Annotated in this window: 17 protein-coding genes; 16 read left to right on the forward strand and 1 reads right to left on the reverse strand. The window is 44.9% G+C overall.

Going from position 1 to position 18,486, the window contains the following annotated elements:
* The first annotated feature begins 1 nt into the window (after position 1).
* The 15 genes from rsmH to lpxC all read left to right on the forward strand — a co-directional run bounded on the left by rsmH (position 2) and on the right by lpxC (position 17,310).
* Entirely contained in the window at positions 2 to 955 is a 954-nt protein-coding gene (gene rsmH / locus ACE2AL_RS06465; protein WP_206082707.1) for a 16S rRNA (cytosine(1402)-N(4))-methyltransferase RsmH, read from the forward strand.
* Entirely contained in the window at positions 955 to 1,275 is a 321-nt protein-coding gene (gene ftsL, locus ACE2AL_RS06470; protein WP_206082706.1) for a cell division protein FtsL, read from the forward strand. The genes rsmH and ftsL overlap by 1 nt, the downstream gene beginning before the upstream one ends.
* Before the next feature lie 12 nt (positions 1,276 to 1,287).
* On the forward strand, positions 1,288 to 3,054 hold the full coding sequence (gene ftsI / locus ACE2AL_RS06475) for a peptidoglycan glycosyltransferase FtsI (protein ID WP_206082705.1): 1,767 nt from the start codon (positions 1,288 to 1,290) through the stop codon (positions 3,052 to 3,054).
* Complete coding sequence (murE, locus tag ACE2AL_RS06480) at positions 3,041 to 4,528, forward strand: UDP-N-acetylmuramoyl-L-alanyl-D-glutamate--2,6-diaminopimelate ligase (RefSeq protein ID WP_375084159.1); 1,488 nt, start codon at positions 3,041 to 3,043, stop codon at positions 4,526 to 4,528. The genes ftsI and murE overlap by 14 nt, the downstream gene beginning before the upstream one ends.
* Entirely contained in the window at positions 4,525 to 5,889 is a 1,365-nt protein-coding gene (murF, locus tag ACE2AL_RS06485; RefSeq protein ID WP_206082703.1) for a UDP-N-acetylmuramoyl-tripeptide--D-alanyl-D-alanine ligase, read from the forward strand. Before murE ends, murF begins: the two co-directional genes overlap by 4 nt.
* Positions 5,883 to 6,965 carry a phospho-N-acetylmuramoyl-pentapeptide-transferase gene (gene mraY, locus ACE2AL_RS06490; RefSeq protein WP_206082702.1) on the forward strand — a complete coding sequence of 361 codons (1,083 nt, stop codon included), beginning with the start codon at positions 5,883 to 5,885 and terminating at the stop codon, positions 6,963 to 6,965. Before murF ends, mraY begins: the two co-directional genes overlap by 7 nt.
* A 1-nt stretch (position 6,966) precedes the next feature.
* Complete coding sequence (murD, locus tag ACE2AL_RS06495; RefSeq protein WP_206082701.1) at positions 6,967 to 8,277, forward strand: UDP-N-acetylmuramoyl-L-alanine--D-glutamate ligase; 1,311 nt, start codon at positions 6,967 to 6,969, stop codon at positions 8,275 to 8,277.
* Positions 8,277 to 9,470, forward strand: a complete 1,194-nt coding sequence (ftsW, locus tag ACE2AL_RS06500) for a cell division protein FtsW (protein ID WP_206082700.1) — start codon at positions 8,277 to 8,279, stop codon at positions 9,468 to 9,470. Before murD ends, ftsW begins: the two co-directional genes overlap by 1 nt.
* Positions 9,467 to 10,540, forward strand: a complete 1,074-nt coding sequence (gene murG / locus ACE2AL_RS06505; protein WP_375084160.1) for an undecaprenyldiphospho-muramoylpentapeptide beta-N-acetylglucosaminyltransferase — start codon at positions 9,467 to 9,469, stop codon at positions 10,538 to 10,540. Before ftsW ends, murG begins: the two co-directional genes overlap by 4 nt.
* Positions 10,541 to 10,585: 45 nt before the next feature.
* Positions 10,586 to 12,049, forward strand: a complete 1,464-nt coding sequence (murC, locus tag ACE2AL_RS06510; RefSeq protein WP_225819189.1) for a UDP-N-acetylmuramate--L-alanine ligase — start codon at positions 10,586 to 10,588, stop codon at positions 12,047 to 12,049.
* Positions 12,050 to 12,051: 2 nt separating this feature from the next.
* Positions 12,052 to 12,972 (forward strand): D-alanine--D-alanine ligase, encoded by a 921-nt coding sequence (locus ACE2AL_RS06515; RefSeq protein WP_206082697.1) that lies wholly within the window; start codon positions 12,052 to 12,054, stop codon positions 12,970 to 12,972.
* Between the two features lies 1 nt (position 12,973).
* Positions 12,974 to 13,780 carry a cell division protein FtsQ gene (ftsQ, locus tag ACE2AL_RS06520; protein WP_047756121.1) on the forward strand — a complete coding sequence of 269 codons (807 nt, stop codon included), beginning with the start codon at positions 12,974 to 12,976 and terminating at the stop codon, positions 13,778 to 13,780.
* Between the two features lie 35 nt (positions 13,781 to 13,815).
* Complete coding sequence (gene ftsA / locus ACE2AL_RS06525; protein WP_206082695.1) at positions 13,816 to 15,072, forward strand: cell division protein FtsA; 1,257 nt, start codon at positions 13,816 to 13,818, stop codon at positions 15,070 to 15,072.
* A 60-nt stretch (positions 15,073 to 15,132) separates the two neighbouring features.
* The gene (ftsZ, locus tag ACE2AL_RS06530; protein ID WP_206082694.1) at positions 15,133 to 16,293 is read left to right on the forward strand and encodes a cell division protein FtsZ; all 1,161 of its coding nucleotides are present in this window, start codon (positions 15,133 to 15,135) and stop codon (positions 16,291 to 16,293) included.
* A gap of 99 nt (positions 16,294 to 16,392) precedes the next feature.
* Positions 16,393 to 17,310, forward strand: a complete 918-nt coding sequence (gene lpxC / locus ACE2AL_RS06535) for a UDP-3-O-acyl-N-acetylglucosamine deacetylase (RefSeq protein WP_206082693.1) — start codon at positions 16,393 to 16,395, stop codon at positions 17,308 to 17,310.
* A 27-nt stretch (positions 17,311 to 17,337) separates the two neighbouring features.
* Here the strand turns inward: lpxC and ACE2AL_RS06540 are convergent, their stop codons facing one another.
* Complete coding sequence (locus tag ACE2AL_RS06540; protein WP_272539112.1) at positions 17,338 to 17,859, reverse strand: DUF721 domain-containing protein; 522 nt, start codon at positions 17,857 to 17,859, stop codon at positions 17,338 to 17,340.
* A 77-nt stretch (positions 17,860 to 17,936) separates the two neighbouring features.
* Between ACE2AL_RS06540 and secM the strand changes: the two genes are divergently transcribed.
* Complete coding sequence (gene secM, locus ACE2AL_RS06545; protein WP_272539113.1) at positions 17,937 to 18,464, forward strand: secA translation cis-regulator SecM; 528 nt, start codon at positions 17,937 to 17,939, stop codon at positions 18,462 to 18,464.
* The last annotated feature ends 22 nt before the right edge of the window (positions 18,465 to 18,486 follow it).

An 18,486-nucleotide genomic window follows, 5' to 3' on the forward strand; every position in this document is an offset into this window, starting at 1 on the left:
AATGACGCAACAGCAATTTAAGCACGTAACCGTATTATTGGATGAAGCCGTTAATGGCTTGAATATTAAGCCAAATGGTATTTATATCGATGGCACTTTTGGTCGAGGTGGGCACTCTCGCTTAATTTTAAGTCAATTGGGTGAGCATGGGCGTTTAATCGCCATTGACCGTGACCCAGAGGCAATTAAAGCCGCCGAAGCCATTGATGATCCACGTTTTATGATTAAGCATGGCCCGTTCTCTGACATTGCACAATATGTGGAAGAAGAAGGGTTAACAGGGCAAATTGATGGTGTTTTATTGGATTTAGGCGTGTCTTCACCGCAATTGGATGACCCAGAAAGAGGGTTTTCATTTATGCGAGACGGACCATTGGATATGCGCATGGACCCAACCAAAGGGCAATCGGCACAGCAATGGTTAATGAACGCAGAGGCTGATGACATTGCATGGGTGCTGAAAACCTTTGGCGAGGAGCGTTTTTCGAAGCGTATCGCTAGGGCGATTGTGGAACGCAATCATAACCCCGAAGAAGAGCCATTAACACGAACACGCCATCTGGCTGAATTAATTTCAAAAGTCAGCCCGATGAAAGACCGACATAAACATCCTGCAACTCGCAGTTTTCAGGCTATTCGTATCTACATCAATAGTGAACTGGAAGAGATTGAGCAGGCACTAAACGGTGCGATGAGGGTTTTAGCACCAGAAGGGCGTTTATCAGTGATCAGTTTTCACTCTTTGGAAGACAGGTTAGTTAAACAATTTATCCGTAAAAACAGTAAAGGGCCAAGTGTGCCTGCTGGGATCCCACTGACAGAAACGCAAATTAAAGCATTAGGTAGTGCGCAGTTACGTGACTTAGGCAAAATGAAGCCTTCAGATAATGAAATTGACGAAAACCCACGCGCACGAAGCTCTGTGCTGCGTTTTGCAGAAAAGGCGACGCAATAATGGTTCCTGAAAGGCACAGCCTAGCACGCGTAATTGGACGTGATTTATTTCGCTACGGCATCGTTCCTTTGATTTTATTGGCTGCGATTATTATTAGCGCCGTGTTTGTGGTTACAACGGCACATGAAACTCGCTTATTAACCGCAGCTAAAGACAAATTGTACGAAGAAAAAGATTCGTTGGATATTGAATGGCGCAATCTGATCCTCGAGGAAAACGCATTAGCGAGCCATAGCCGTATTGAGCGTTTGTCCGTTGATAAATTACAGATGGTTCAAGTTGAGCCATCACAAGAAAAAATTATTGTTTCTCAACAATAAAAAAGGTTCCCAATGAAAGCACCAAAAACAGCAAAAAATAAGAAACAAGAAGAAAGTACCAGCTTTGTCCGCTGGCGCTTTATTTTGCTGTGCGGGTGTATTGTCTTAGCGCTAGCAGGGTTATTAACGCGCGTGGCTTACCTGCAAATTATTGCCCCTGAAAAACTGGTTAAAGAAGGGGATATGCGCTCTTTGCGTGTTCAAGAAGTGGCAACTGCTCGGGGTATGATTAGCGATCGTGAAGGTCGGCAGCTCGCGGTCAGCGTGCCAGTTAATGCAATTTGGGCAGATCCAAAAGAAGTGTTTGAGAAAGGTGGAATTAGCAATGATGAGCACTGGAAAGCGCTTGCAGACGCACTCGAAATTCCACTCGAGCAAATTACCAAGAAAATATCGGCCAATCCACGTGGCCGTTTTGTGTATTTAGCGCGCCAAGTTAACCCATCTATCGGTGACTACGTTAAAAAATTAAAAATCCCAGGTATCTACCTGCGCAAAGAATCTCGCCGTTATTACCCTTCAGGCCCTGTGACAGCACACTTGTTAGGTGTGACAAACATTGATGGTGAAGGTATTGAAGGTGTTGAAAAAAGTTTTGACCGCTGGTTAAAAGGCGCTCCAGGAGAGCGTACTGTTCGTAAAGATAGAAATGGTCGCGTGATCGAAACGATTTCATCAGTCGATAGCCAAGCGGCGCATAACCTGACATTAAGTATCGATGAACGCATTCAATCAATTGTTTACCGTGAACTGACTCGCGGCGTGCAAGAAAATAAAGCGGAATCAGGTGTGGCGATTTTAGTGGATGTACACACTGGGGAAATATTGGCGATGGCCAATAGCCCATCGTATAACCCAAATAACCTTGCTGGCACAGCAATGGATGCTATGCGTAATCGCGCAATTACCGATATTTTTGAACCAGGTTCAACAGTAAAACCAATGGTGGTAATGAGCGCATTACACAACAAAATTATTAAAGAAAATTCAGTCATTAATACTTATCCATATCGTATTAGTGGACATGAAATTAAAGACGTTGCGCGCTATGCGGAATTAACGATTACTGGAATTTTACAGAAGTCGAGTAACGTGGGTGTTTCTAAACTGGCGTTAGCGATGCCTGCCACAGAGCTGGTGGATGTGTATAGCCGCTTTGGGTTTGGCAAGCCGACTAATCTGGGGTTAGTCGGGGAAAGTAGTGGCATCTTTCCAAGTAAAAAAACACGGTGGTCTGATTTAGATAGGGCCACCTTTTCTTTTGGCTATGGGCAAATGGTAACACCGTTACAATTAGCGCGAGCCTACGCAACAATTGGTAGTTTTGGTATCTATAGGCCGCTATCTATCACAAAAGTTGACCCACCAGTACCAGGAACTCGTGTTTTCCCTGAGCCAATTATGCGTACGGTGGTGCATATGATGGAAAGTGTAGCTCTGCCTGGTGGTGGTGGTGCTCGTGCCGCGATTAAAGGTTACCGTATTGCAATTAAAACAGGTACCGCGAAAAAAGTCGGTCCTGAAGGGCGATATGTTGAAAAATATCTCGCTTATGCAGCGGGTGTAGCCCCTGCAAGTAATCCACGTTATGCGCTTGTTGTATTAATCAACGAGCCAAGCGGTGGTAAGTACTACGGAGGGGCAGTTTCTGCTCCTGTGTTTGGTTCGATTATGGGCGGAGTCTTACGACTGATGAATATTGAGCCAGATGCGTTACAACCTGATGATAAAAATGAAATTGTGAACAGTCAAAAAGAGGTTAAAAGTGGCAGATCGTAATCTTTGTGATCTTCTTGCGCCATTTGGTGTAAGCACAACTCCTATCTCACTACGTGAGATGACGCTAGACAGTCGAAAGGCTGCCGCGGGCGATCTGTTTATTGCGATAAAAGGCCATCAGTCGGATGGTAGGCATTATATTCCTCAAGCGATTGCACAAGGGGGTGGTGCTGTGATTGCAGAGGCACAAGGTGAAGCTGAAGAAGGCGAAATTCGCTTTGTTCATGGTGTGCCAGTGATTTATCTCAATGACTTAAACAATCGTTTATCTGCACTGGCAGGTGAGTTTTATGACCAGCCTTCTGCCAAAATGAAATTAGTCGGCGTGACGGGAACAAATGGTAAAACAACAACAACCCAACTGATTGCACAGTGGGCGCAAGGTCTTGGCGAGACAAGCGCTGTGATGGGAACTGTTGGAAATGGTTTATTAGGGCAGGTTTCACCAACGGAGAATACGACAGGCTCTGCGGTAGATATTCAGTTAGAACTCACGCAGTTATTAAATAAAAAAGCCACATTGACTGCGATGGAAGTGTCCTCCCACGGTTTAGTACAAGGGCGTGTCGCTGCATTGCAATTCGCTGCCGCAGTGTTCACCAACCTAAGCCGTGATCACCTTGATTACCATGGTGATATGGAAAATTATGAAGCAGCAAAATGGTTACTTTTCTCGACGCATCAAACTAAAAATCAAATTATTAATGCAGATGATGACGTTGGGCTGAAATGGTTACAACGCCTACCACAAGCATGTGCGGTAACGATGGAAAATCGTATTCCAGCCAACTGGCAAGGGCCTTGGTTAAAAGCTACTGAAGTGGAATACCACGATAAAGGCGCGACTATTCATTTTGATTCCACATGGGGTAACGGCGCATTTGAAAGTCCATTAATGGGGGCGTTCAACGTCAGTAACTTATTAGTTGCGATGGCGACATTGTTAATGATGGGTTACCCACTTGACTCGTTATTAGCATCCACATCTTCCCTTTCCCCTGTTTGTGGTCGAATGGAAGTTTTTAGTGCACCAAACAAACCGACCGTGGTTGTTGATTACGCTCATACACCTGACGCATTAGAAAAAGCGCTTGCAGCAGCTCGTTTACATTGTAAAGGGCAGCTTTGGTGTGTGTTTGGTTGCGGTGGAGATCGCGATAAAGGTAAGCGCCCACTTATGGGTGCTGTGGCAGAAGAGTGGGCAGATAAAATCATTATCACTGACGATAATCCTCGCAGTGAAGACCCAATGGATATTATCAACGATATTATGGCGGGCTTACTGGATTCAAGTCGTGCTCTAGCGATACCAGGGCGTCCAGAAGCAGTAACTAATGCTATTTTGCAAGCTTCACCAGATGATGTGATTGTCCTTGCAGGGAAGGGGCATGAAGATTACCAAATTATAGGTAATCGTAAGTTAGATTATTCAGATCGCTTAACGGTGGCACGGTTATTGGGGGTGATAGCATGATCCCATTAACCCTCACGCAACTCGCAAAAATCACTTCAGGGCGGATTGAGTTTGCATCTAACTGCGAATTTGTGCTTGAAAGCGTTAGCACAGACAGCCGTAAAATTGGTGAGAACGGTTTGTTTATTGCCCTTAAAGGGGAGCGTTTTGATGCTCATGATTTTGCTGAGCAAGTGGTGGAAGGCGGTGCAAAAGCCTTATTAGTCGATCGCCAACTGGCCGTAAATTGCCCACAAGTGGTTGTTGATGATACCCGTATTGCAATGGGGCAACTGGCTGCCTGGGTTCGCCAGCAAGTGAGTGCTCGCATTGTTGGTTTAACAGGTTCATCGGGCAAAACGTCCGTGAAAGAAATGACGGCATCTATCTTGGCTGAGCGAGGCAAAACCTTATATACCGCAGGTAACTTAAATAACGATATCGGCGTGCCGTTAACGCTGTTTCGCTTAACGCCAGAGTACGATTTTGCTGTGATTGAAATGGGGGCTAACCACCCAAATGAGATTGCTTACACCACTAATATTGTTAAGCCAGAAACGGCATTAGTAAACAATTTATTTGGTGCGCACTTAGCCGGGTTTGGTTCGCCAGAAGGCGTGGCAAAAGCCAAAGGTGAAATTTACCAAGGTATCCCAGAAGAAGGGACGGCAATTGTCAATTTGGATAGCTACAGTGAAAAATGGCAGTTCCAACCACGCCAAACGGTGTGGTATTACTCATTAACACAACAGCCTAAAGCTGATTTTTACCCAACAGATATTCAAATCAAACAGCTAACAACAGATTTTGTGTTACATACGCCAGTTGGGTGCGTTGATATTACGTTACCACTACCAGGCGTCCACAATATTGCCAACGTATTAGCGGCGAGTGCATTAGCCATTTCGGTTGGGGCAAGCCTTGAAGATATCAAGAATGGCTTAGCAAATACCAAAGCCGTGCCAGGCCGTTTGTTTCCTGTTCGCTTAGCAGAACACAAAGTGGTGTTGGACGACACCTACAATGCCAATGATGGCTCCATGATTGCCGCCATTCACGTACTGGAAAAAATGCCAGGTTACCGCATTTTAGTTGTCGGTGATATGGGCGAGCTTGGCGATTACGCAGAAGAGTGCCACCAACGTGTTGGCGTTGCGGCTAAACAGGCTGGTTTAGATAAAGTATTCAGCGTTGGTCAACTCAGTAAGTTGATCAGCGAATTTAGTGAGTGTGGTGAGCACTTTACGGTAAAAAGCGATTTATTAACCCGACTAATTCCGCTAGCACAGCAGAATGATGTTGTTTCCATTTTAGTTAAAGGTTCACGCAGCTCCGCGATGGAAGATGTGGTGAATGCATTGAAGGAGTGCTTCGAATGTTAGTCTGGCTTGCCGAAATGTTGGTCCACAAGTTTTCCGTCTTGAACGTCTTTTCATATCTGACGTTCAGAGCCATTGTCGGTTTGCTGACTGCACTTGCGATTGCGTTATGGATGGGGCCGCACCTGATTGCTTATCTGCAAAAAATGCAGATTGGGCAAGTCGTGCGTAGCGAAGGCCCTGAGTCACACTTCAGTAAGCGTGGCACGCCAACTATGGGCGGTCTGTTGATCCTGTTTTCAATTACAGTGTCAGTTTTACTGTGGGCGCGCTTAGATAACCCTTATGTTTGGTGTGTATTGCTGGTGTTAATCGGCTACGGCATCGTTGGTTTTGTGGATGATTACCGCAAGGTAGTAAGAAAAGACACGCGTGGCTTAATCGCTCGTTGGAAATATTTTTGGCAGTCCGTTATCGCGTTAGTTGTTGCTTTTTCTATGTATACGATAGGCAAAGACACGCCAGCCACTCAACTTGTTGTGCCATTCTTCAAAGATGTGATGCCACAACTGGGCATGTTATACATTTTACTGACCTATTTTGTGATTGTCGGTACCAGTAATGCGGTGAATTTAACGGATGGCCTTGATGGCTTAGCCATCATGCCAACGGTATTTGTTGCAGCTGGTTTTGCATTAGTGGCATGGGCGACAGGTAACGTCAATTTTGCGGGCTACTTGCATATTCCATTCTTACCACACGCAGGTGAGTTGGTGATTGTTTGCACGGCTATTGTTGGGGCAGGTTTAGGTTTTCTTTGGTTTAACACATACCCAGCACAAGTTTTTATGGGGGATGTAGGCTCACTGGCGCTCGGTGGTGCATTAGGTACAATCGCCGTTTTACTGCGCCAAGAATTCCTATTAGTGATTATGGGTGGGGTGTTTGTGGTTGAAACCTTATCCGTTATTTTACAGGTCGGTTCGTTTAAATTACGTGGTCAACGGATCTTCCGCATGGCACCAATTCACCACCATTATGAATTGAAAGGCTGGCCAGAACCTCGTGTTATCGTGCGCTTCTGGATTATTTCCTTGATGCTAGTGCTGATTGGGCTAGCAACGTTGAAGGTGCGTTAATATGGTTGATTATCAGGGTAAGAACGTTGTCATTATAGGTCTGGGCGTCACAGGTCTATCGTGCGTTCAATTTTTCATTGAGCGTGGTGCTGTGCCACGCGTGATGGATACCCGTGCAACACCTCCGGGTGTGGATAAACTGCCTGAAAATGTGCAGTGCCATAGCGGAAGTTTGAACAACGCATGGCTTCAAGAAGCCGATTTGATTGTTGCAAGTCCAGGGATTGCATTAGCGACACCACAATTGCAGGAAGCTGCGCAAAACGGTATTGAAATCGTCGGTGATATCGAGCTGTTTTGTCGTGAAGCGGATGCGCCAATTGTGGCGATTACAGGGTCAAACGGGAAAAGCACTGTTACCTCATTAGTCGGGGAGATGGCGAGCGCGGCAGGGATTTCTGTCGGTGTGGGTGGCAATATTGGCACGCCAGCGCTGTCTTTACTCAATTCAGGCCATGCATTGTACGTTCTAGAGTTATCCAGTTTCCAACTCGAAACCACATCAAGCCTAAAAGCGGCAGCAGCAACGGTACTGAATATCAGCGAAGACCATATGGACAGATATCCGCTGGGGTTATCACAATACCGCGGTGCGAAATTAAAAATTTATCATGGTGCACAGAACTGTATCGTGAATATGCAAGATGCGTTAACGCTGCCTGAAAACCAATCCGCTGATGAATGTATTGGTTTTGGGGTGAACAGTGGCAAGTATTGCTTTGACACGAAAAATCGTGCGTTGGTGGTCAACGGTAAAACATTGTTAGACGTGAATGAGATGCGCTTGACGGGCCAGCATAACTATTTGAACGCACTGGCTGCGTTAGCCCTTGCGGATGCGGTAAATATTCCGCGCCCTGCTTGTATTGAGGTGTTGAAAACCTACGCTGGGTTAGCACATCGTTTTGAATTGGTATTATTTAACAATGGAGTACGTTGGATTAATGACTCCAAAGCCACTAATGTGGGCAGTACTGAAGCCGCATTGAATGGGTTGCATGTTGACGGCTCAGTCTATCTATTGTTAGGTGGTGATGGTAAGTCGGCTGATTTTTCATCGTTAAAACAATATATTGCCGCGGATAACTACCATTTATACTGCTTTGGTCGTGATGGTAAATCATTAGCCGCTTTAGCCCCTGAAAAATCAGTATTAACTGACACGATGGAGCAAAGCTTACGTCAAATTGCACCGCAATTAAAAGCAGGGGATATGGTGTTATTATCGCCAGCTTGCGCCAGTTTAGATCAGTTTAAAAACTTTGAGCAGCGTGGCGCTATTTTTGCTCAATTAGCGAAGGAGCTTGGGTAATGACCATACCGGGTGCGATGCGTTTAAAAAATTGGGTCATTGGTGAAAAAAATGGCGTAATTTCAGGCTCAACGCTGTACGACCGTACATTGGTCTGGTTGGCATTCGGTTTAGCGGCTATCGGCTTCATTATGGTGACCTCGGCGTCGATGCCAGTAGGGCAGCGTTTGACAGAAGACCCGTTTTACTTTGCAAAACGCGACATGGTCTATCTCGTTATTGCTTTCGCCTTATCATTAGCGGTCATGCGCATACCGATGGCTTTTTGGGAAAAGTATAATTTCCTATTTTTGATGGGCTCACTGGGCATGTTAGTCGTGGTATTAGTGGCAGGGAGTTCGGTTAACGGGGCATCTCGTTGGATTGACGTCGGGTTAGTGAAAATTCAGCCAGCTGAAATTTCGAAATTCACTCTATTTTGCTATGTTTCAAGCTACTTAGTACGCAAGTCAGAAGAAGTTCGTACTCGCTTTCTCGGGTTTATCAAACCGATGTGTATTTTGATTGTGATGGCATCATTACTGCTTTTACAGCCTGACTTAGGTACAGTCATTGTATTAGTCGTCACAACATTAGGCTTACTGTTTTTAGCGGGCGCAAGGCTGGCACCGTTTATTATCGGTATTGCCACCTGTGCGGTGGGGGTATTAGCGCTGATCTGGTTTGAGCCTTACCGTTTGCGCCGTGTGACCTCGTTTTTAAACCCATGGGATGACCCATTTGGTAGTGGCTACCAGTTAACACAGTCATTAATGGCATTTGGTCGTGGTGAAATGTTAGGCCAAGGGTTAGGAAATTCAGTTCAAAAACTGGAATACCTCCCTGAAGCGCATACTGACTTTATTTTCTCCGTGTTAGCGGAAGAATTGGGGTATGTCGGAGTTGTATTAGTCCTGTTAATGGTGTTCATGTTGGCATTTAGGGCGATGATGATTGGGCGTCGTGCGTTGATGTCTAACCAATTATTTGGCGGCTATATGGCCTGCTCTATTGGTATTTGGTTTACTTTCCAAGCTTTGGTTAACGTTGGTGCAGCCTCAGGTATGCTGCCAACGAAAGGGTTAACGTTACCCCTAATTAGTTATGGTGGTTCCAGTTTATTAGTGATGGCCGCAGCGATAGCGGTATTACTGCGAATTGATTTTGAAACACGCCTAGAAAAAGCGCAGGCGTTTGTAAGGAGTACCAAATGAGTCAGCCCAAAAAATTACTCGTCATGGCAGGTGGAACAGGAGGGCATGTCTTTCCAGGGCTCGCTGTGGCGCATTATTTGCAGACTCAGGGCTGGGAAATTCGCTGGTTAGGTACTGCCGATAGAATGGAAGCGACCTTAGTGCCAAAACATGGCATAGATATTGAGTTTATTCAGATTTCAGGTTTAAGAGGCAAAGGTATTGCCGCACAGTTAGGCGCGCCATGGCGTATTTATAAAGCGATACGACAAGCGAAAACAATCATCAAGCGTTATCAGCCCGATGCGGTATTAGGCATGGGTGGGTATGTTTCAGGGCCTGGTGGTATTGCGGCATGGCAGTGTGGTGTTCCGGTTGTTCTGCATGAGCAAAATGGCATCGCGGGTTTGACGAACAAATGGTTATCACGCATCGCAAAACGGGTTTTGCAAGCGTTTCCAGGGGCTTTCCCTGATGCGCCTGTAGTTGGTAACCCTGTTCGTGAAGATGTACTGGCACTTCCTACGCCAGCGGTTCGCTTAGCAGGCCGAGAAGGCGCGATACGCGTGTTAGTTGTCGGTGGTAGCCAAGGCGCACGGATTTTAAACCAAGTGATGCCGCAAGTTGCTGCAAAAGTAGGCAAACAGTTAAATATCTGGCACCAAGCGGGAAAAGGCAGTAAGGAATCCACTGAAGCGTTGTATAATGAACAGCTGCAAGTTTCAGGCAATTCTGAGTATAAAGTTACTGAATTTATTGACGATATGGCGCAAGCTTATGCTTGGGCAGATATTGTTGTATGCCGTTCTGGCGCATTGACCGTCAGTGAAGTTGCAGCCGCAGGTTTACCTGCTATTTTTGTTCCTTTTCAGCACAAAGACCGCCAACAATATTGGAATGCATTACCACTGGAAAAAGCGGGCGCTGCGAAGATCTTAGAGCAACCACAATTTACCGCTGAAGCGGTAGCAAACTTGCTTGAGCAGTGGGATAGAGCAGAATTGTTGTCGATGGCTGAAAAAGCCCATGATTGTGCAATTAGTGATGCAACTGAACGTGTTGCAGCCGTGATTTGCGAAGTGGCTAAATAGTTTTAGTCACATTTGATACCGATTTTATAAAGAAGCGAAAACAGAGTGAATACACAACAATTAGCGAAATTAAGAACATCAGTGCCAGAAATGAGAAGAGTCAGGCACATCCATTTTGTCGGCATCGGCGGTGCAGGCATGGGTGGTATCGCTGAAGTGTTGGCAAATGAAGGCTATGAAATTAGTGGTTCAGACTTGGCACCCAATGCTGTGACTCAACAATTAACTGAATTAGGTGCAACGATTTATTTTAATCACCGTCCAGAAAATGTTGAGAATGCCAGTGTGGTTGTCGTTTCAACGGCGATTTCAAGTGAAAACCCTGAAATTCAAGCGGCGAAAGAACTCCGTATTCCAGTTATTCGTCGTGCAGAAATGTTAGCTGAATTAATGCGTTACCGTCACGGTATCGCTGTTGCGGGAACACATGGTAAAACGACTACGACGGCGATGATTTCAGGCATTTATGCACAAGCAGGTTTAGACCCTACGTTTGTTAACGGCGGGTTAGTGAAATCAGCGGGAACACATGCACGCTTAGGGAGTAGCCGTTATCTGATTGCAGAAGCGGACGAAAGTGATGCATCGTTCTTGCATTTGCAGCCATTAGTCGCAGTAGTGACCAATATCGAAGCTGACCACATGGATACTTACCAAGGTAACTTTGATAATTTAACGGACACCTTCATTAATTTTCTGCATAACTTGCCATTTTATGGCCGAGCAGTGATGTGTATTGATGATCCTGTTATTCGTTCATTGCTACCAAAAATTGGCCGCTACATCACCACTTATGGTTTTAGTGAGGACGCCGATGTGCGCATCACCAAATACGAACAAAAAGGCAATCAAGGATTTTTCACTATTGCACGTGAAAATATGCCGGAATTGACGGTCGTGTTGAACGCACCAGGTCGCCATAATGCATTAAACGCCACAGCTGCGGTTGCGGTTGCGACGGAAGAAGGCATTGATGACTTACACATTTTGTCTGCATTGGTGGAATTCCAAGGTACAGGGCGCCGTTTTGACTTCTTGGGTAATTTTGCATTACGCAATGTCAACGGCAAAGAAGGTGAGGTCATGTTAGTAGATGACTATGGTCACCACCCAACAGAAGTGGATGCCACCATTAAAGCAGCACGAGCAGGTTGGCCAGATAAACGCATTGTGATGATTTTTCAACCTCATCGTTATACACGTACCCGTGATTTATACGACGATTTTGTCAATGTATTAGGGCAAGTGGATGTATTGCTGATGTTGGATGTCTATTCAGCGGGTGAAAAGCATGTTGCAGGGGCTGATAGCCGCTCATTGTGCCGCACAATTCGAGGTCGTGGTCAGATTGATCCTATTTATGTTTCAGAACCGGAACAAATTTCTCACCTTTTAGCTCAAACTCTTGATGAAAATGATTTAATTTTAGTTCAAGGCGCAGGAAATATTGGTAAAATAGCCAAAACGCTCGCGGAAACGAAATTACAGCCGCCAATGGTCGAGGAATAAACATGGCAGAGAAAATTGCGGTGCTATTTGGTGGGACATCAGCTGAACGTGAAGTGTCACTTCAGTCAGGAAATGCCGTATTGGCAGGGCTTCGCCAAGGCGGAGTTGATGCGCATCCTATTGATACCAAAACTTTCCCTGTTATTACACTAAAAGAAGCAGGTTTTGATAAAGTTTTCATCGCATTACATGGTCGAGGTGGTGAAGATGGTACGATCCAAGGGATGCTTGAATACCTTGGTTTGCCTTATACTGGAAGTGGCGTAATGGCATCGGCACTGAGTATGGATAAACTCAGAACAAAACAATTATGGCAAGGTGCGGGACTAAGTGTATCTCCTTATATATACTTAACTAAACAGCAACATTTGCAGATGAGCAGTGAACAAATCACTGCAAAAGTTAAGGCTCTGGATTTGCCATTAATTGTAAAACCAAGCTTAGAAGGTTCGAGTGTTGGTATGAGTAAGGTGGACAGCTTAGATGCATTACCTGCGGCACTTGAATTAGCGTTTCGTTTCGACGAAACCGTATTAATTGAAAAATGGCTCAGTGGTCCTGAATACACCATCGCGGTATTAGGTGATAAAACTCTACCGTCGATTCGTATCCAGCCGCCAGGAATATTTTATGACTACGAAGCAAAATATTTGTCTGATGAGACCCAATATTTCTGCCCAAGTGGTTTAGATACACAACGTGAGTCTGAGCTTGCTGAGTTAGCGATGAACGCCTATTTAACGGTCGGTTGTGATGGTTGGGGGCGTGTTGATGTGATGCAAGATAGCGATGGCCAGTTTTACTTGTTGGAAGTGAACACTTCGCCAGGTATGACAAGCCACAGCTTAGTACCAATGGCCGCGCGTCAGGCAGGTTTAGATTTTTCGCAGTTAGTTGTGCGAATTTTAGAATTGGCTCGTTGATATGTCACAAGCAGCGTTAAACGTCAGGCATCATAATCATCACAATGATGATGACCCACGTTCAGGCCCAAGTAATGGGGCATTTTTAGGCGGGTTATTTTTCTTTCTCATCGTTGTCGGTACCATCGTTTGGAGTGGTTGGATGGTGATGACGTGGATGAAAGATGCTGACAGGCTACCGATGTCAAAGCTCGTCTTAACAGGTGAGCGGCATTACACCAAGAACGATGATGTAAGAAAGGCGATTTTATCGTTAGGGCAACCGGGTACGTTTATGACTGTCGATGTCAACGCTATCCAAAACCAAATAAGTATGATGCCATGGATACGCCAAGTTACTGTGCGTAAACAATGGCCAGATGAATTAAAAATTCATATTGTTGAGTATCAACCATTCGCCAGATGGAACGATCAAAATATGGTGGATGTAGAAGGTAGGGTGTTTAACTTACCAGCAAGCGAAAATGGTAAAGGGGATTATGTATTGCTTTATGGCCCACAAGGTAGCCAAAAAGAGGTACTAAAAGAGCTCGCTAACTTTAAAAATACGCTTGCGACAAATAAGTTAAAGCTTAAATCGTTATCAATGACAGCCCGTCATGCATGGCAGATCATTTTGGATAACGACACCCGAATCGAACTGGGTAAAAAAGATGTTTCAGAGCGGTTAAATCGGTTCCTTGAACTTTATCCGCTCTTGCAGCAAACAACGGACAAACGCGTCGACTACGTTGACTTACGTTATACCAGTGGTGCTGCGGTGGGCTGGGCGCCAGTTTTGGTCGATGCACCACCGGGGTTACAATAAAAAATATTGCTAATAACTCAAATTAGGCAGAAGAAATGATTAAAGCAACGGACAGAAAATTAGTGGTAGGCCTTGAAATTGGAACTTCCAAGGTATCAGCCCTTGTTGGCGAAATTCTGCCCGATGGTATGGTTAATATTATCGGGGTGGGAAGCTGCCCATCTCGTGGAATGGATAAAGGCGGCGTAAACGACTTAGAGTCTGTTGTAAAATGTGTTCAACGGGCTATCGACCAAGCAGAACTGATGGCAGATTGCCAAATTTCCTCTGTCTATTTGGCGCTTTCAGGTAAACACGTTAGCTGCCAAAATGAAATTGGTATGGTGCCAGTTTCTGAAGAAGAAGTGACACAAGAAGACGTTGATAGTGTGGTGCATACGGCGAAATCAGTGCGTGTGCGTGATGAGCATCGAATTCTGCACGTAATCCCGCAAGAATTTGCGATCGACTACCAAGAAGGGATTAAAAACCCAGTAGGTTTGTCGGGTGTGCGCATGCAAGCAAAAGTTCATTTAATTACTTGCCATAATGATATGGCGAAAAACATTGTTAAAGCGGTTGAACGTTGTGGACTAAAAGTTGACCAGCTGATTTTTGCTGGTCTCGCAGCAAGTTATAGCGTATTAACTGAAGATGAACGTGAATTAGGTGTGTGCGTGGTGGATATCGGTGGTGGTACTATGGATATGGCCGTTTATACTGGCGGTGCGTTACGCCACACGAAAGTGATTCCTTACGCAGGGAATGTGGTTACCAGCGATATCGCGTATGCCTTCGGTACGCCACCAAGTGATGCAGAAGCGATTAAAGTTCGCCACGGTTGTGCTGTCGGTTCGATTGTGAGTAAAGATGAAACGGTTGAAGTGCCGAGCGTTGGTGGTCGACCACCGAGAAGTTTACAACGTCAAACCTTAGCAGAAGTCATCGAGCCGCGGTATACTGAGCTGTTAAACTTAGTAAATGAAGAAATTTTAAATTTACAGGAACAGTTACGTCAACAAGGTGTCAAACACCATTTAGCGGCTGGTATTGTCTTAACGGGCGGCGCTGCACAGATTGACGGTTTAGTTGAATGTGCCCAGAAAGTATTCCACACCCAAGTAAGGATTGGTACGCCGTTAAATATTACGGGGTTAACAGATTACGCGCAGGAGCCATATTATTCTACCGCGGTAGGGCTTCTGCATTACGGTAAAGAAAGCCATCTTGGCGATGATACCGAGACAGAAAAGCGTGCCTCAGTCACAGGTTGGTTCAGTAAAATCACCAGTTGGTTGAAAAAAGAATTCTAATTTTAATAAAGAAGCCTATTATTAGCTTCAAAAGTAGTAAGCACAAAACGGAGAGACATTATGTTTGAACCAATGGAGCTCACTAACGATGCGGTGATTAAAGTCATCGGTGTTGGTGGCGGCGGCGGTAATGCCGTTGAACACATGGTGCGTGAACGTATTGAAGGCGTCGAATTCTTCGCCGTCAACACGGACGCACAAGCACTGCGTAAAACCGCAGTCGGACAAACTATCCAGATCGGTACGGGTATTACAAAAGGTTTGGGTGCAGGTGCAAACCCTGAAGTCGGCCGCAATGCTGCGGAAGAAGATCGCGAAGCGCTACGTAATGCATTAGATGGTGCTGACATGGTTTTCATCGCAGCAGGTATGGGCGGTGGTACAGGCACAGGTGCAGCGCCAGTCGTTGCCGAAGTGGCGAAAGAATTGGGTATTCTGACAGTTGCGGTCGTGACTAAGCCTTTCAATTTTGAAGGCAAAAAGCGTATGGCATTTGCAGAAGCGGGTATCACTGAGTTATCAAAACACGTTGACTCCTTGATCACCATCCCAAATGACAAATTATTAAAAGTTCTTGGTCGTGGTATCTCATTACTGGATGCTTTTGGTGCGGCAAACGACGTACTTAAAGGCGCAGTACAAGGTATTGCAGAGCTGATTACTCGCCCAGGTTTAATGAACGTGGACTTTGCTGACGTGCGTACCGTTATGTCAGAAATGGGCTACGCGATGATGGGGTCTGGTGTGGCACGCGGTGAAGATAGAGCCGAAGAAGCTGCTGAAATGGCAATTTCTAGCCCATTACTGGAAGACATCGACCTGTCAGGCGCTCGTGGTGTGTTAGTCAACATCACCGCTGGTTTCGACCTGCGTTTGGATGAGTTTGAAACGGTAGGTAACACTATTCGTGCATTCGCATCTGATAATGCGACTGTGGTAATCGGTACTTCTCTCGACCCAGAAATGCATGAAGAGCTGCGCGTTACAGTTGTTGCAACAGGTATTGGTATGGACAAACGCCCTGAAATTACCTTAGTTAGCAACAAAATGTCACAGCAGGCGTCAATGGAACAACGCTATCAGCAAATGCAAAATAGCATGTCTTCATTAACCGAAGAGAAACCAGCAGCGGCTAAAGCGGTCAATGACCAAAATACGCAAACAAACAAAGAACCAGATTATCTCGATATTCCTGCGTTCTTGCGTAAGCAAGCCGATTAATTTTATTTATATTGGATTCTCCGCTTTTTGTGCTAAAATTTCCTACTGATTATTTTGTATGATGATCAGTAGGACTTATAACATTGCGAGAAATAGACGATGATCAAACAACGGACATTAAAACGTATTATTACAGCGACTGGTGTTGGTTTACATACCGGCAAAAAAGTTACGCTGACTTTACGTCCAGCGCCGGCAAACACCGGGGTCATCTACCGTCGTACTGACCTTAATCCACCGGTTGATTTTCCGGCAGATGCGAAATCCGTTCGCGATACGATGTTATGTACTTGCTTAGTCAATGAAGATAACGTACGTATTTCGACCGTTGAGCATTTGAATGCTGCATTAGCAGGGTTAGGTATCGATAACATTGTTATTGAAGTCAATGCGCCTGAAATCCCGATCATGGATGGCAGTGCTGCACCGTTTGTTTTCTTACTGCTTGATGGCGGTATTGAAGAGTTAAATTGTGCGAAGAAATTTTTACGTATTAAAGAAACTGTTCGTGTTGAAGATGGCGATAAGTGGGCAGAAATGCGACCTTACAATGGTTTCAGCCTGGATTTCACTATCGATTTCCAACACCCGGCGATTGATAGCAGCACTCAGCGCTATTCACTTGATTTCTCTGCGGAATCATTTGTGAACCAAATCAGCCGTGCACGTACGTTTGGTTTTATGCGTGATATCGAATATCTGCAATCCCAAGGCTTATGTTTAGGCGGTAGTTTCGACTGCGCTATCGTTGTTGATGACTATAAAGTCCTCAATGAAGATGGCTTACGTTTTGAAGATGAATTCGTTCGTCACAAAATGTTGGATGCAATTGGTGACTTATTTATGTGTGGGCACAACATTATTGGCGCATTCACTGCGTTCAAATCTGGCCATGCACTGAATAACAAACTTCTGCAAGCGGTTCTTGCTAAAGAGTCAGCTTGGGATCTGGTCACCTTTGAAGATGAAGCTGAATTGCCTGTGGCATTCAAAGCGCCTTCAGCTGTATACGCATAACTATTATGCGGCTAGCCCAAATCTGGGTTAGCGCTTTCTGTTGGTTGCACTAGTACTCTCTCCGGCTAGTGCAGCCAGCCGCTCAAACCTTTCTTTTAATCCTTTCGGGCTATTTTCCGCTAATTTTAATAATACTTGTGCTGTTTGTGTACTTATCTGCCTTTCGTTCATTTTTTGTGTTGATGCAGCTGTTCGGTTATTTACTGAGCTATTTTGTTTGGTTTTTCGCATTAAATCAGGATTGATTCTGATGTCGATAGACGATAATGATGGTAGAATAGAAGTTCTTAATGCGGAAAGTAAGTTTAATTTTTCATAATTAAGACGGGTCATCCAACTGGCATTTGCCACTTCAATGACCATAATATTATTACGGTAGTTTGCAACACGGCACATTGGCTTAATTTCAGCCGGCAATAAGCCCTTTACAGCGCGGTTCAGCTTGATAATGGCTTTTGCATTTCGCTGAATAGTTTGTAAAGTATTTGATGAATTTGCCAATGATCCCTCAAGAACATCGAAAAGTGCTTGTGGATGACTATCTCTCATTTTTGGCTCCGGCTAACAATGATGAAAACTAATGTACAGATAATAATATTGTCATTTATTCATTATAAAAGAGTTTAATGGGCATTTTAAATTTTTGGCGACAACTTGGTAGAAAATACTTTTGGTCCCACCTATTATTAGGTGTGGTTGCCACGGGTGTCGGCTTGCCTACAATTTTAAATGCTCTTTCCGAATCTCAGCTTACGCAAGTTAACTCATCACCTGCGAACCGCCAAAACCAAGCGGTTAATGCATTTGATAACTTATTTGCGCAGCAAAATTCTCAGCGTTCTTCTTCTTCATCATCATACTCGGTTAATTATTGGCAGCAACATGCGGTGCGCAATGTTATTCGCCAACTCACGTTTGCTTTTTCTGCAAATGAAGATGATGACGTAGCGACGACAAAAGAAGAATCCGAACAGCTTATTGTACCACAATTGATGCTGGATACGCTTTATGCCATGTTGGCAGAGCGTTCGCTTCAAACGCACGAAAGCACGGTACTAGTCAGTCATTATATTTACCCTCATTTTGTTACCTACCAGCCTGCTATTTGGGTTGCACAAGTACATGGCATTCGTGCTGGTCCATTAACTGCTTGATCTCTTAATAGATTTATCAACT

The organism is Providencia xihuensis (genome assembly GCF_041953405.1).
Taxonomy (GTDB): Bacteria; Pseudomonadota; Gammaproteobacteria; order Enterobacterales; family Enterobacteriaceae; genus Providencia; species Providencia vermicola.

Bases quoted from the DNA above. Each gene is read 5' to 3' on its own strand.
- murG (WP_375084160.1), top strand. From the start codon at position 9,467: ATGAGTCAGCCCAAAAAATTACTCGTCATGGCAGGTGGAACAGGAGGG.
- ftsL (WP_206082706.1), top strand. From the start codon at position 955: ATGGTTCCTGAAAGGCACAGCCTAGCACGCGTAATTGGACGTGATTTA.
- ACE2AL_RS06540 (WP_272539112.1), bottom strand. From the start codon at position 17,859: ATGAGAGATAGTCATCCACAAGCACTTTTCGATGTTCTTGAGGGATCA.
- ftsI (WP_206082705.1), top strand. From the start codon at position 1,288: ATGAAAGCACCAAAAACAGCAAAAAATAAGAAACAAGAAGAAAGTACC.
- ftsA (WP_206082695.1), top strand. From the start codon at position 13,816: ATGATTAAAGCAACGGACAGAAAATTAGTGGTAGGCCTTGAAATTGGA.
- ftsZ (WP_206082694.1), top strand. From the start codon at position 15,133: ATGTTTGAACCAATGGAGCTCACTAACGATGCGGTGATTAAAGTCATC.
- ACE2AL_RS06515 (WP_206082697.1), top strand. From the start codon at position 12,052: ATGGCAGAGAAAATTGCGGTGCTATTTGGTGGGACATCAGCTGAACGT.
- secM (WP_272539113.1), top strand. From the start codon at position 17,937: ATGGGCATTTTAAATTTTTGGCGACAACTTGGTAGAAAATACTTTTGG.
- rsmH (WP_206082707.1), top strand. From the start codon at position 2: ATGACGCAACAGCAATTTAAGCACGTAACCGTATTATTGGATGAAGCC.
- lpxC (WP_206082693.1), top strand. From the start codon at position 16,393: ATGATCAAACAACGGACATTAAAACGTATTATTACAGCGACTGGTGTT.
- murD (WP_206082701.1), top strand. From the start codon at position 6,967: ATGGTTGATTATCAGGGTAAGAACGTTGTCATTATAGGTCTGGGCGTC.
- mraY (WP_206082702.1), top strand. From the start codon at position 5,883: ATGTTAGTCTGGCTTGCCGAAATGTTGGTCCACAAGTTTTCCGTCTTG.
- ftsQ (WP_047756121.1), top strand. From the start codon at position 12,974: ATGTCACAAGCAGCGTTAAACGTCAGGCATCATAATCATCACAATGAT.
- murF (WP_206082703.1), top strand. From the start codon at position 4,525: ATGATCCCATTAACCCTCACGCAACTCGCAAAAATCACTTCAGGGCGG.
- ftsW (WP_206082700.1), top strand. From the start codon at position 8,277: ATGACCATACCGGGTGCGATGCGTTTAAAAAATTGGGTCATTGGTGAA.